The 14,126-nt window shown below is 50.1% G+C and carries 7 protein-coding genes; 5 read left to right on the forward strand and 2 right to left on the reverse strand.

Going from position 1 to position 14,126, the window contains the following annotated elements; genetic code table 11:
• The first annotated feature begins 33 nt into the window (after positions 1–33).
• The 4 genes from HMPREF0645_RS07100 (at position 34) to HMPREF0645_RS07115 (ending at position 8,051) form a co-directional block, all read left to right on the forward strand.
• Positions 34–1,101, forward strand: coding sequence for a DUF1573 domain-containing protein (locus tag HMPREF0645_RS07100; protein ID WP_007174255.1), 1,068 nt, complete (start codon positions 34–36; stop codon positions 1,099–1,101).
• Positions 1,102–1,134: 33 nt separating this feature from the next.
• Positions 1,135–1,992 (forward strand): 4-hydroxy-3-methylbut-2-enyl diphosphate reductase, encoded by an 858-nt coding sequence (locus HMPREF0645_RS07105; RefSeq protein ID WP_007174256.1) that lies wholly within the window; start codon positions 1,135–1,137, stop codon positions 1,990–1,992.
• A 262-nt stretch (positions 1,993–2,254) separates the two neighbouring features.
• Entirely contained in the window at positions 2,255–4,843 is a 2,589-nt protein-coding gene (clpB, locus tag HMPREF0645_RS07110) for an ATP-dependent chaperone ClpB (protein ID WP_007174257.1), read from the forward strand.
• A 1,210-nt stretch (positions 4,844–6,053) separates the two neighbouring features.
• Entirely contained in the window at positions 6,054–8,051 is a 1,998-nt protein-coding gene (locus HMPREF0645_RS07115; RefSeq protein WP_007174260.1) for an OPT family oligopeptide transporter, read from the forward strand.
• A gap of 131 nt (positions 8,052–8,182) precedes the next feature.
• Here HMPREF0645_RS07115 and HMPREF0645_RS07120 read toward each other — a convergent pair whose 3' ends face one another.
• On the reverse strand, positions 8,183–10,906 hold the full coding sequence (locus HMPREF0645_RS07120; protein WP_007174261.1) for a 3'-5' exonuclease: 2,724 nt from the start codon (positions 10,904–10,906) through the stop codon (positions 8,183–8,185).
• Positions 10,907–10,996: 90 nt separating this feature from the next.
• Here HMPREF0645_RS07120 and HMPREF0645_RS07125 point away from each other — a divergent pair, with 90 nt between their 5' ends.
• On the forward strand, positions 10,997–11,326 hold the full coding sequence (locus tag HMPREF0645_RS07125; RefSeq protein WP_007174262.1) for a hypothetical protein: 330 nt from the start codon (positions 10,997–10,999) through the stop codon (positions 11,324–11,326).
• Between the two features lie 112 nt (positions 11,327–11,438).
• Here the strand turns inward: HMPREF0645_RS07125 and HMPREF0645_RS07130 are convergent, their stop codons facing one another.
• Positions 11,439–13,406 (reverse strand): glycoside hydrolase family 97 protein, encoded by a 1,968-nt coding sequence (locus tag HMPREF0645_RS07130; RefSeq protein ID WP_007174263.1) that lies wholly within the window; start codon positions 13,404–13,406, stop codon positions 11,439–11,441.
• Positions 13,407–14,126: the final 720 nt, after the last annotated feature.

Here is a 14,126-nt window from a genome sequence, read left to right on the forward strand (position 1 = left end):
TCAACGTCTACTGAAGAATATAAGAATAGGACTATGAATATGAAATATATCACGGGCCTCTTGCTTGCACTCTCCGTTTGGACTGCGCAGGCACAGGAGATTACCACCGAAAATGAAATTATAGACTGTGGACAGGTTGTTTTCAAGAATCCTGTCACTGCCGAATTTGAAGTTAAAAACAGTGGCGGACGAGCGCTTGTCATCAGCGATGTGCGCACCAGTTGTGGATGCACCACTGTGGACTATCCAAAGAATTCAATCGCACCTGGTGAGAAGTTTGTGGTCAAAGCCACCTACGATGCCAAGCAAATGGGACATTTCAACAAACAAATAGGTATCTACAGCAATAGCTCGGCAAAACCAATGATGCTTTCTATACGTGGTGTCGTTGTGAAAGAGGTCGTGGATTTCGCTGGCCAATATTCTTATCGTTTAGGCGGATTAATGGTCGATATCAACGATATTGAGTTTGATAACGTAAACCGCGGCGACCGACCCACTCAGAAAATACACATCAAGAACGTGGGTTCGGTAACAGCTCAACCCGTTGTTATGCATCTGCCCGACTATCTCAAGGCTGAAATCTCGCCCTCCCGCATTGCTCCGGGACACAGTGGCACGATCAAAATCATTTTGGATTCATACCGCCTGCGCGACCTTGGACTTACCCAAACTTCTGTATACTTAGGTTCATTCCTCGGCGACAAAGTGACTCCGGAGAAAGAAATTTCTGTGTCTACGGTATTACTTCCCGGCTTTGAGAACATGACAGACGCTGTGAAAATGTATGCACCCAAGATGCGTCTGTCAGCCGGGAGCCTCGAACTGGGCAGCTTTAACGGTAAGGCCAGGAAAAAAGGAACGATTGAAATCACCAACGAAGGTCGCTCGACACTGAAGATTAACCGTTTGCAAATGTTTACCACCGGACTGGAAGTGTCGCTCAACAAGACAAAAATCCAACCGGGAGAGAAAGCTAAACTGAAAGTAACGGCAGTTGCTGCAGCATTGAAGAAAGCCCGTTCCAAACCACGTGTGCTCATGATAACCAACGATCCGGAGAACACAAAGGTGGTCATCAATATTCTTGTCGACCAATAGCATTGTCCGCAATACCGAACATCCCATACGAACATGAATGTACAAGTTGAAATAGACGGTGGTAGCGGTTTCTGTTTTGGAGTGACCACAGCCATTAAGAAAGCCGAGGAAGAGCTTGCTTCCGGCAAGACATTATATTGCTTAGGCGACATCGTGCACAACAGTATGGAGGTAAACAGGCTCCATAAGCATGGCCTGATTACCATTAACCATGAGCAGATGAAACAGCTTCACAACGTGAAGGTGCTGCTCCGCGCCCATGGTGAACCGCCCGAAACCTACGAACTGGCCAGGAAAAACAACATCGAGATCATCGATGCAACATGCCCCGTGGTACTGGCCCTGCAGAGCAGAATCAAGCGAAAGTATGATGCTAATCCCGAAAGCCAAATCGTTATTTTTGGCAAGAGCGGTCATGCGGAGGTTCTCGGACTGGTGGGACAAACGCGGTCGGATGCTATCGTGGTGGAAAACATTGAAGATGTAAAGCGTCTTGACTTCAACCGCAGCATCTACCTTTACTCCCAGACCACCAAAAGTCTCGATGAGTTCCACCGAATCATCAACTACATCCAACAGCATATCTCGCCCAAGGCCACCTTCAAAAGATTCGACACGATATGCCGGCAGGTGGCCAACCGCATGCCTAACATTGCCGAGTTTGCTTCCAAGCACGACCTGATTCTGTTTGTGAGTGGTCGGAAAAGCTCCAACGGCAAGGTGCTTTTCAAAGAATGCCAGCGTGTAAACGCCAATAGTTACCAGATCGAGAGTGCAGATGAGATTGACTTCAAATGGTTTGAAGGCGTGAAAACCATTGGTATTTGTGGAGCCACGAGTACGCCAAAATGGCTGATGGAGGAATGTCGGGATGCCATTCTCAAACATTAATCATCTCAACAAGAAAAATTTCTGCTTGCCTTTTTTATTTTTTGAAACTGTCTCTTCTTTAACTCTACAGGTGTTTATCAACTGAATTGTCGGTTGCTCTCGCGACAAACATCGCGCTCCTTAACCAACAGCATCTCCGTTTTTTATCTGCCATTTTGTCATAAACATCGATCAGGCATGTGATTTGAGTTGAAAGGTATGGTAGCAGAAAACTACCCATCATATTGACAAGCAAAAACAAAAATAAAGAAAGGAGCAAATCATGACATTTGACAAATTTACTATCAAAGCCCAAGAGGCCGTGCAAGAGGCGGTGAACATCGCCCGGCAGGCCAATCAGCAGGCTATCGAGCCGATACATCTGCTGCAGGGCATCATGCAAAAAGGCAAGGACGTTACCACTTTCGTGTTTCAGAAGTTGGCCATCAATGCCATGCAAATCGAGAATTTAGTGCAGCAGGAGTTGCAACATCTGCCGCGCGTGGAGGGCGGACAGCCTTATTTTTCCAACGAGACCAACCAAGTGTTGCAGCGTGCCATGGATTATGCACAGAAAATGGGCGACGAGTTCGTGTCCGTAGAGCCTATGCTGCTGGCCATTTTGCAGAGCAACTCTCCTGCCGGCCGCATTCTGAAAGATGCCGGATGCACGGAGCAAGAGATGCAGAAAGCCATACAGGAGCTGCGCCAAGGCCAGCAAGTGCATAGCCAGAGTGGCGACGAGAATTTTCAGGCACTATCGAAATATGCCAAAAATCTGGTAGACGAGGCCCGCAAGGGCAAGCTCGACCCGGTGATCGGGCGCGATGAGGAGATACGCCGTGTGCTGCAAATTCTGTCGCGCCGCACCAAGAACAATCCTATATTAATAGGTGAACCGGGCACGGGCAAGACTGCCATTGCCGAGGGTTTGGCACAACGCATCGTGCGGGGAGACGTGCCGGAGAACCTGAAAAACAAACAACTCTACTCGCTCGACATGGGCGCATTGGTGGCCGGAGCGAAGTATAAGGGTGAGTTTGAGGAGCGACTGAAGAGCGTTATCAAGGAGGTTACCGGCGCCGAAGGCAACATCATTCTCTTCATCGACGAGATACACACGCTCGTGGGAGCCGGCGGCGGCGAGGGAGCCATGGACGCGGCCAACATCTTGAAGCCCGCCTTGGCACGTGGCGAACTGCGTGCTATCGGTGCAACAACGCTGAACGAGTATCAGAAATATTTTGAGAAGGACGCGGCATTGGAGCGGCGTTTCCAAACCGTTATGGTGGACGAGCCGGACGAAATGGATGCCATCTCGATTCTCCGCGGACTGAAAGAGCGCTACGAGAACCACCACAAGGTGCGTATTCAGGACGATGCCTGCATTGCTGCCGTGCGACTTTCCGAGCGGTATATATCCGACCGGTTCCTGCCCGACAAGGCCATCGACCTGATGGACGAGGCTGCTGCCAAGCTGAGAATGGAGCGCGACTCCGTGCCCGAGGAACTCGACGAGATTACCCGCCGGCTCATGCAGCTCGAGATTGAGCGCGAAGCCATTAAGCGTGAGAACGACGAGGGCAAAATACAACAGCTCGACAAGGACATCGCCGAACTGAAAGAGCAGGAGCGACAGTACCGCGCGAAGTGGGAAACCGAGAAGGGACTTGTCAACAAGATACAGCAGGACAAGCAGGAGATGGAGAACCTGCGGTTTGAAGCCGATCGTGCTGAGCGCGAGGGCAACTACGAGCGGGTGGCCGAGATACGCTACGGCAAGTTGAAACAACTGCAAGACGATATCGACAACATACAGCTACAGCTCAAGGCTACACAAGGCGGAGCGGGCCTGATTCGCGAGGAAGTGACGGCCGACGACATTGCCGAGGTGGTGAGCCGGTGGACCGGAATACCCGTGGCACGAATGATGCAGAGCGAGCGCGAGAAGCTGCTGCACCTCGAAAAGGAACTGCACAACCGTGTGATAGGTCAGGACGAAGCCATACAGGCCGTTGCCGACGCCGTGCGCCGGAGCCGGGCCGGGCTGCAAGATCCGAAGAAACCCATCGCCTCGTTCATCTTCCTCGGCACCACCGGAACGGGTAAGACCGAGCTGGCCAAGGCCTTGGCAGAATATCTCTTCAACGATGAAAACATGATGACACGTATCGATATGAGCGAGTATCAGGAGAAGTTCAGCGTATCGCGGCTCATCGGCGCACCTCCGGGATACGTGGGCTATGACGAGGGCGGACAACTCACCGAGGCCGTGCGGCGCAAGCCTTACAGCGTGGTGCTGTTCGACGAAATCGAGAAGGCACATCCCGACGTGTTTAATATCTTGTTGCAGGTGCTCGACGACGGCCGCCTGACCGACAACAAGGGGCGCACGGTGAACTTCAAGAACACCATTATCATCATGACCTCCAACCTCGGCAGCCAGTATATCCAGGAACGCTTTGCCGACCTCAACGACTACAACCGCGAGGAAGTCATCAGCGACACGCGCCACAACGTCATGGAGATGCTCAAGAAGACCATACGTCCGGAGTTTCTCAACCGCATCGACGACATCATCATGTTCCTGCCACTCACCAAGCAGGAGATTGGCCAAGTGGTGACATTGCAGCTGCAACATGTGCGCAACATGCTCGAACCACAGGGCATACGGATAGAGTGGACACCCGATGCCGTCGACTGGCTGGCCGGCGTGGGCTACAATCCGGAGTTTGGTGCACGCCCCGTGAAGCGAGCCATTCAGGAGTATATGCTCAACAAGCTGTCCAAGAAGATTCTGGCAGAAGAAGTGAACCGCGAGAAACCCATAGTGGTAGATGCCAACGCCAACGGCTTGGTGTTTCGCAACTAACGGTTGAAAGCTAATGATTATGCAAGGGGATATGCCACGATAGCATATCCCCTTGTTGTGTTATCGGCCCTAATTCTTGAAAAGTTTCAGGGGATAGTTACAAAATAATAGCGTATAAAGACGTGGCCACCTTATATTTTTCCCAGTTGGTTGGAACCTATGTGCAGCGGTGTGGTGTTTTCCATGATTTCTTGTAGATTATCTTGACAAAAACCTCTCCATGCTTCGCGTATTTGAAAATAATTATCCCGCAGTCTGAAATTCGCGAATTTTGAGGGTGTTTGTAGCATATTGATTACCAGGCGTTTAGCCATGTAGCCCGTTTGGCTACGGTTTTATCACCTGCGATTGGATATCGAATGGCGCAACGATTAAAGCTTAGTCGCGCAGCGTGTAGGCTTCAACCGCACGGTGATGAGGCCTTAACCGTACGACGAATAGACTGTCATCGCAACGTCTTTGAATTTTTCTTGTTGTCGCAACAGAATATTTGGGCAAAAACATAGCGCATTTTTCTCTATATGTTCCGAAAAGAATGACCCGAAAAACGGTACATATTTTTTACACCAAGCAGCTTTTCTTGTATTCACGCGGGCATCAGCATGTTTGCAGTTACTTGCATCGGCATGTTTGTGGTCTTATGCATCGATTGTCCTGTTGCTGTCCTGCATCGACACCCACGACTGCACACGACTTCCTGCTCATGTCGTGAAAAGTCGTGAAAGTCGTTGCGAGAAATCAACTGCGCAGCTTAATTTTGAATTATGAATTGTGAATTTTGAATTGAAAAAATCCTCCGCTCGGCTATGCCGAATCTTAGAATATATAGAGAATATCTTTTCATAAATATAAAGCTTATCGCAGAAAATCTTACACTCTTGCTTCGCAAGATAATCTTAGAATATCTGCTCACCCTCACTGCGTAGCCAAATGTGAAATGAAAATTGTGATGAGTTGATGTGCTTGCGAATAATTTTTGAATTGCAACGCGCAGCCAATTTTGAATTATGAATTTTGAATTGCATCGCGCAGCTAATTGTGAATTATGAATTATGAATTTTGAATTGCACTGCGTAGCCTAATTGTGAATTGAAAATTGTGACGAGTTGATGAGCTTGCGAATAATTGTGAATTGAAAACTCCGCTTTGTTGCGCGATAATTACACCTTTTTCATTATCTTTGCAACTATTGAATAACAAAACTTAAATCATGGACGAAAAAGAAAGAGAGGCTATTCAGCTGCCCGACAACGCATTTAGAGAATTGAAAGAAGGCGAGGAATACGAACCCGTCATGAAACCCTCGCAGGCATATCCGGAGGTCAACGCCTGGTCGGTGACCTGGGGCATACTCATGGCCATGCTGTTTTCGGCTGCCGCTGCCTACTTAGGCCTGAAAGTAGGACAGGTGTTCGAGGCTGCCATACCCATTGCCATTATCGCCGTCGGCGTATCCACAGCCACCAAGCGTCATAAGGCATTGGGCGAGAATGTCATTATCCAGAGCATCGGAGCCTGTTCGGGTGCTGTGGTGGCCGGATGTATCTTCACGCTGCCGGCTATCTATATTTTGCAAAACAAATATCCCGAGATGACCACTTCGTTTCTCAATATGTTTTTGGCTTCGGCCTTGGGAGGCGTGTTGGGCATCTTGTTTCTCATCCCCTTCCGCAAATATTTCGTGAGCGACATGCACGGCAAGTACCCCTTCCCAGAGGCCACGGCCACCACGCAGGTGCTCGTGTCGGGAGCCAAGGGCGGCGACCAGGCTAAACCATTGCTGCTCGCAGGACTGGTGGGCGGACTTTACGACTTCGTCGTTGCCAGCTTCGGGTGGTGGAACGAGAACTTCACCAGCCGGTTCATTGGCATTGGGCAAGACCTTGCCGACAAAGCCAAGCTCGTATTCAAGGTGAACACGGGTGCCGCCGTGTTGGGCTTGGGCTATATCATCGGACTGAAATATGCCCTTTACATCTGTCTCGGCTCGCTGGCCGTATGGTGGCTCATCGTGCCGGGCATGTCGATTGTTTTCCACGACCAGGTGCTCAATATGTGGGACCCGGCCATTACAACGGCCGTGGGCGACATGAGTCCGGAACAAATTTTTAAGGCCTACGCCCGCAGTATCGGCATTGGCGGCATTGCCATGGCCGGTGTTATCGGTATTGTGAAGAGCTGGGGAATCATCAAGGATGCCGTGGGTTTGGCTGCCAAAGAACTCAAAGGCAAGGGTGGCAGTATAGAAGATGTGAAACGCACCCAACGCGACATTTCGTTTAAGATTATCGGCATCGGGAGCATTCTCGTTATCCTGCTCACGTTTATTTTCTTCTGGTTGGGCGTGATGAAAGGCAACCTGCTGTTTGCCGTTGTGGGCATACTGCTTGTTACGTTCATTGCCTTTCTCTTTACCACCGTGGCTGCCAATGCTATCGCCATTGTGGGCAGCAACCCCGTTTCGGGCATGACGCTTATGACCTTGATACTCGCCAGCGTGGTGATGGTGGCTGTCGGGCTGAAAGGTACGGCCGGCATGGTGGCAGCATTGGTCATGGGCGGTGTGGTGTGCACGGCTCTATCGATGGCCGGAAGTTTTATCACCGACCTCAAAATTGGTTATTGGCTTGGCACCACGCCTAAGAAACAGGAGACCTGGAAGTTTCTCGGCACATTGGTCAGCGCGGCTACGGTGGTGGGTGTGATGATTGTGTTGAACAAGACCTACGGCTTTGCCAGCGGCAAGCTCGCCGCTCCTCAGGCCAACGCCATGGCCGCCGTGATCGATCCTCTGATGAACGGTGTGGGTGCACCATGGGTGCTCTATGCCATCGGTGCAGTCATCGCCATTGTGCTCGACCGCCTGCACATCCCTGCCCTACCCTTCGCGCTGGGTATGTTCATTCCGTTGGAACTCAATATCCCGCTGATTGTGGGCGGTGGTGTGAACTGGTATGTCACCTCGCGCAGCAAGGACGAGGCTGTAAACAAGGCTCGTGGCGAGAAGGGTACACTCGTTGCCAGCGGGTTCATTGCCGGTGGCGCATTAATGGGTGTGGTGAGCGCGCTGCTGAAATTCGGCGGACTGGAGCTTTCCATCGCCGAAAGCTGGTGGGCCAACCCGCTGTCGGAGATATGCTCGCTCCTGGCCTACGTCTGCCTGATTGGCTACTTTATATGGGCCACCAAGGTGAAGACCAAGGCATAAAAAGGCAGCTGCCAGACTGTTAAAGAGACGGTTAAGCCCCTGATGTTCGACGTGAATATCAGGGGCTTAACATTTCCAAACCGCTGGAATGTGACGCTGAGACATGGAAAAGAGCATCGGCATCGGACGCCTTACTGCTGCCTGAACATCGGCAAAACAGAGCTAAGGAATCGCGAGAGGTGTTGCGGCTTGGTGTCTCGACCCACCAGTCTGGACTTGCTGTAAGTGATAACGAGCCGCTTCTTGGCTCTCGACATGGCCACATAGAGCTTCCGCGCGTCCTCGGCCAAGCCTTTCGGATTGTTCTCGTTATAGTAATTGGGAATGCGGCCGTCCACCACATCGAAGACAATGACATTGTCGAACTCAAGCCCTTTAGCCTTGTGAATGGTGGTGACAAATATGCGATCATCAATGGTTGACGACCCACAGAGATCGGCTTCCTTGAAAGTGTTTATCTCCATGATATGGCGATTGAGCTGCTCTTTCAAAGAAGGGTCGCGCCGCTCATCAATAACGTCATCGGTCAGGAATCTGAAAATATATTCAATCTTAGGTATCTCGCGCATCCACCCGTTGCTCCTCATCTGCGCATAGAAACGTTTTGCCTCCGTCACGACAGCAGGTTCTTCCGTGTTTTGCTCACGAGAGTATAGACGTTCACGACCCGTGGCATAGAGCTCGTGGTAGTTTTGGCGCAACAGGCGGATGCGTTCCCGTGTGGTTTTGCGACCCAGAAACTCCTTTTGCGAGTTGAGAAGCTCCTGTGCCCGCGTGTTGCAATACCTCAAAAGAGACACTGTCGCATTCACGTCGTCATCGGCCAAGTGGGAGTTTGTACCCTCCAAGTGCAGTTCCTGCAACAGTAACTTCAGCTTGAACGCTTTCAGTTCGGGTCTTAACAAACGAATGATTTTCAAGGAGTCCAAGCAAACGGGATGTTCCTTTTGCCAATCAACATGAGGCAAATAACGTCGCAGGTTATAGTCCATGATGCGATAATCATATTCTGCATTATGCCCTATCAGCACATCGCTACCCACAAAGTCGAGAAACATTTGCAAGCCTTCCTCGTGCGGACGAATGGTTTGGTGCTCGCGCTCGCCGATGATTGGATTGGGGATATCGCCCAACATCTTGGGAATTTCGCGCCCGGTCTCGATATGAACAGAGAACTTGTCCACGGTCTTGCCGTTTCTGATGCGCTCGGCCGCAATCTGAATCACATCATCATCAAACACGTTGAGTCCGGTGGTTTCGGTGTCGAACACCACTATCTCTTGCTCATTATAGATGCGCAAAAACTCCTGTATATAGGTCGAATCCTCGTAATCGAAGAAGTCGGACGGTGTGATGCCGCGCACTTCCAACCGATGAACGAACTGCCGCGCGGAGGCATTGCTCTGGAAAACCATCAGTCCCTTGAGCAATCGCGACCATGCCAAGAAGTTGTGCTCGTTGGCCAACACGCTCAGATGAGCCATGATGAGCTTCACTTCCGGTGTGGCAAAGAGGTCGGTGCCCGACACCTTGAAATGGGTCTGCGCACGCTCCGCCAGTTTCTTGCTAATCATGTCGGCATCGTTGTTGGCATTCACGATGACGGCTGTGGTTTCATTGGGATAGTTATCAAAAAAGCCTGATGCCATACGCACTACATCATCAAACTCAGCCTCGATGTTGTCGCTCGCCACAATACGCAATTCGTTGCCCACCGCTGTATTGTCCTTCTTGGCTTCGGGCAGCAGTTCGGGGTCGAAATGCAATTCTCGAACGGCATAGGTGTTGAGCAAATCGACCAGATATTTGGGCGAGCGGTGGTTGATACCCAGATGATGTAGGCTGCCCTTGCAACGATGTTTCAGCAACTCCAATATCTGCAACTTGGCACCCATAAACGAAAAAATAGCCTGCATCTCGTCGCCCAGATACATAACAGCGCCCTTGTTGGCAGCAGCGTTGCCACCCCTATCATCAAACTTGAACGTCGAAAGCGCATCGATAATAGCCAGTTGCATCATGTTCAAGTCCTGCACTTCGTCCACCTGAATCCACGGATAGCGTTTGTACGAAGCATCTTCTCTCAATGCAATGTAGGTTTTCTGCAACAGGTCTTCAAAGTCGAGAAGGTTGTTTTGAAGTTTATACGCCTCGTAGGCATGTGCATAGCGCATCTTCATTATGGTTTGCTCCGCCACGTGTCGCAAGGCCAAGTCGAAATCTTCCGAACGTATAAAGTCAAGATAAAAATCCGTATGTTCGTAGATGTCAATCATGGTTTCAGCCGTGAACGGACGATCCTGCATCTTGCAAATAGCACACATCACGGTCACGTCTTCCTTGGTGGCACACTCCGGATGCAGGCGCAGCGGCTTGGGAATGCCATGTTGCACCTCATACATCAGGTGAGAGAAAAACATAATCTGGCTGTAATACCGTCGGCGCTGGTTATTGGCCAGTGCTCGTTCCTCGTCTTCCTGAAGATACATCGCAAGTATGCTCATCACCGTGTCGTCGTCTATAATCGCGCTGTCGGCCGGAACCACAGCATTCTCGAACAGAAATCGTGAGCAGAAACGGTGCACATTGCCCACGAAAACGTCCCCGGTGGCATGATCGTCTATATTTTCGGAGATACGCTCACGCATGCCTCGGGCGGCTCGGTTGGTAAACGTAAGACAAAGCATGTCCTCGTATGCCACACCAAGGGCATGTGCCCGACGTATGCGCTCGGCCAGAATCTGAGTCTTTCCACAGCCCGGAGGAGCCAAAACAAGGTGGCATCCATCGTTGATATCAATGATTTCCTGCTGCGTGGTATCGGGTATCCACCCCATACTTCGATTTTGCTTCATGGTCCAAAGTTTTTACAAACATACTCATTTTTTGCAAAACATGGTTAGGACAACACCAAAAATTCATCATAAAATCTTATCTTTGCAAAGATGAAGATTATACGCAACAACTTATTGCCCCCAAAAAACTTCAATGCCATCAACATCATGGGCATGCTCTTCTGTCGTAAGTCCACAGAGATTACCCCCGCCATTGTTCGTCATGAACAGATCCATACCCGTCAGATGATAGAGTTGCTGTTCATCGGTTTTTATATCTGGTATTTCATCGAGTGGCTCATTCGCTTACCCATGAAAGGCAACGCTTATTACAACATTAGTTTTGAGCGCGAAGCCTACGACCACATGTACGATAAGTACTATCTGCAGCGGCGCAAGCGCTACGCTTGGATGAAGTATTATAAATTAACACATAGCTGAACTGACAAAAGGTTTACAAACAAGGGTATGCCGTCACAGTATACCCTTGTTGTGTATTTAATCAGAGAGTTTCTCGCCCCATTTTTTATGAGGATAGCCTGAATAAGATTTCCTATTCCCCTACCAAAACAATGCCGCCCATCGGCTGTATCGTCACCTTGACCTTTCCATTCCGGTCTACCTTGAGGGTGCGCAACTCCGAATCAGGCCACATCTGCCCCTTTTTGGCTTTCTTGTCAAGATAATATTGTACGGTCTTGCCAGCCAACATGGGCAGGTTCAAGTTGAGGTGTTTGGCTTCGTTGGTGCCATTAATTCCGCCGACATACCATTTGCCGCCCGACTTGCGGGCCACAACGGCATACTTGGTGGGGTATCCGTCTATAAACTTGGTTTCGTCCCACGTGGTCGGCAACTGCCTCAAGAAGTCTATCTGATGCTGCGGAAGCTCGTCCACCACGTTGGGGGTGACTTCCACACAGTTCACGCTGCACTGATTGGTGATGCCGGTCGCCATCTCGAACACGTCGGAGGTGTAGCGCCGATGACGGCTTTTGTTGTCCTTGCTCATCATGCGGTTCATCATGACGCCGCCCCAATCGAAACTTGCCACAGCGTTTCGGCCAAACGGATGCAGAGCCATGTCGTAGCCCTCGCGCTGTGCATGCTCGGAGGTAAAAAACACATTCTCGGATGCCAGAGCAGCTTCCGAGGCCACGAAGTTGGGATACATGCGCTCCCACCCACGTGGCAACGTGCAACCATGGAAGATGACTTGCAGACCGAAATCGTTGGCATCGCTGAGAATATCTTCATAGAGTTGCATGGTTTGCTGTTTGTCGCCGGCAAAGAAGTCCACCTTGATACCCTTTACACCAATTTTCTGCAGCCATGCCATTTCCTTCTTTCGGTTGATGGCACGATGCATGATGTTTCGCGGTCCCTGCGGTGCGTCGTTCTCAAATCCGTTTGAATTATACCAGAGCATCAGACTCACGCCCTTGCTTTGCGCATATTTAGATAACTGTTCGATGCGTTCACGGCCTATCTGCGTGTCCCACCAATTATCCACAAGGTTGTATTCATAGCCCATCTTGGCTGCCAGGTCGACAAACTTCACCTGGTCGTCATAATTGATACTCCCGTCCTGCCATATCAGCCAGCTCCACGTGTAGCGACCCGGCTTGTAGTTTTCGGAAGAGGCATACTGTTCCTCCACCACATCATAGGGAATGGTCGTCTCTACGATTGGAGCCAACGTCGCCCCCACGGTGATGGTTCTCCAAGGCGTTTCGCCGGGCAAGGAGATGGCTGCCCACGGTGTGCCGTTGCCGTTCATCTCTCCCTCCTGCGGATAGGCAATGGTATAACCCTTGCCTGCCTGGTAGTCGCTCAGGCGGGCACCCACATATTCTCCGGACACGCCCGTCTCCGAGACAAGCACCCATCCGTCCGTACCCACATGGAACAAGGCCGGAAAAGTGTAGCCCACCCCATATTGCGATTTCTTATCCATAGGAGCATCGGAGCTGAACACCTCCTCATAACTGGGCTTGGTGCGCTCCCAACCCGTCATCGGTTGTATCTGGGGAGACAGAAATGTGGTGGTATGAGTGGGCAGGTTAAAGCTGCTGACCTCACCATAGATCACAGCACACTTGGGATTATTCTGCTTGGGGCGAAGGAGCCGGTAGCGATAAGCCACGTCATTGTTAGCAATATAGAAATCGACCTCTATCGTTCGTTCCTTCTTATTGGTAAACGACAGCGTAACCCGCCGTGCCTGCTGCTCCACTCGGGATGTCTTGGTTCGCGTCATCGAGTATTTATTGGTGAACTCTTCATCCGTCTTCACCGTCATGGTGAGCCCCTGCGTGAAATCACCGATATTGGTCTTCAGGCCGAGCGATGATGTACCAAGCATTTGCTTGCCGTCGTAAGTTAGTTGGTAAGTTGCCCTTCCACCGTCGTCAGACACGGTAACAACCAATTTTCCGTTGGGCGAGGCAAAATTCTTTTCTGTTGCCCATGATGACAAGGCAACCATCATAGAGAGTGATAGGATAAATGTTTTCTTCATGACAGGTTTTCATTCCGTAATTCTTTCAATACGAACAAATTAGGTATTTTCGAGAAATGGGGTTAATCCGGTTGATCTGATAAATTTGGTTATATCGTTTGCAAATATACAAAAAAGTATCAAAGGTACAATTAAAAGCCACGTTTTCTTTTTTGAAATGCTCACATAGTCACATTTCAGCACTCAAGCTGTGAAAGATTCCGCCCAAACATCATGCAACCCACACTGTCGCGGGGAAGGCCCGGAGCGCATAAAGCAAGGAAAGATGTCATCATAGGAGTTCATGTTTAGCGTATCGCGGCCGACGGACAAGTGCTTCACGGCCGAAAGACAAGCGTCTGGCAACCGACAGACGCGCGTACGCCGAACGCGATACGACACGGCGAAAGCTGAAAGGTGTAAGGAAAATGGCTTGCACATACAGTGCCGAGCGCTGCAAGGCAAGTGCAAGCCTTGCCCAAACACCTATATATGCAAAGTCGCCCGGACATCACGTCCAGGCGACCTTTTCACTTCTCGAATGTTTTAGCAATTTGTCTTTATGTAGTTATGATCTTTAGAAATCACATTTGCTCATTATTTCTAATAATATTGCAAAGATAAGGATTAAACCAGTGCATGTCAAAAATTGTTATAGCTTTTCGACGAAAAACAACGAAAACGTTTACGAGAGATTTCTAATTCGACCTGCAACACGCTAAAGTCGTGATTCCGAAATAC

This window comes from Hallella bergensis DSM 17361, assembly GCF_000160535.1.
Classification (GTDB): domain Bacteria; phylum Bacteroidota; class Bacteroidia; order Bacteroidales; family Bacteroidaceae; genus Prevotella; species Prevotella bergensis.

Bases quoted from the DNA above. Each gene is read 5' to 3' on its own strand.
- HMPREF0645_RS07100 (WP_007174255.1), top strand. From the start codon at position 34: ATGAATATGAAATATATCACGGGCCTCTTGCTTGCACTCTCCGTTTGG.
- HMPREF0645_RS07105 (WP_007174256.1), top strand. From the start codon at position 1,135: ATGAATGTACAAGTTGAAATAGACGGTGGTAGCGGTTTCTGTTTTGGA.
- clpB (WP_007174257.1), top strand. From the start codon at position 2,255: ATGACATTTGACAAATTTACTATCAAAGCCCAAGAGGCCGTGCAAGAG.
- HMPREF0645_RS07115 (WP_007174260.1), top strand. From the start codon at position 6,054: ATGGACGAAAAAGAAAGAGAGGCTATTCAGCTGCCCGACAACGCATTT.
- HMPREF0645_RS07120 (WP_007174261.1), bottom strand. From the start codon at position 10,906: ATGAAGCAAAATCGAAGTATGGGGTGGATACCCGATACCACGCAGCAG.
- HMPREF0645_RS07125 (WP_007174262.1), top strand. From the start codon at position 10,997: ATGAAGATTATACGCAACAACTTATTGCCCCCAAAAAACTTCAATGCC.
- HMPREF0645_RS07130 (WP_007174263.1), bottom strand. From the start codon at position 13,406: ATGAAGAAAACATTTATCCTATCACTCTCTATGATGGTTGCCTTGTCA.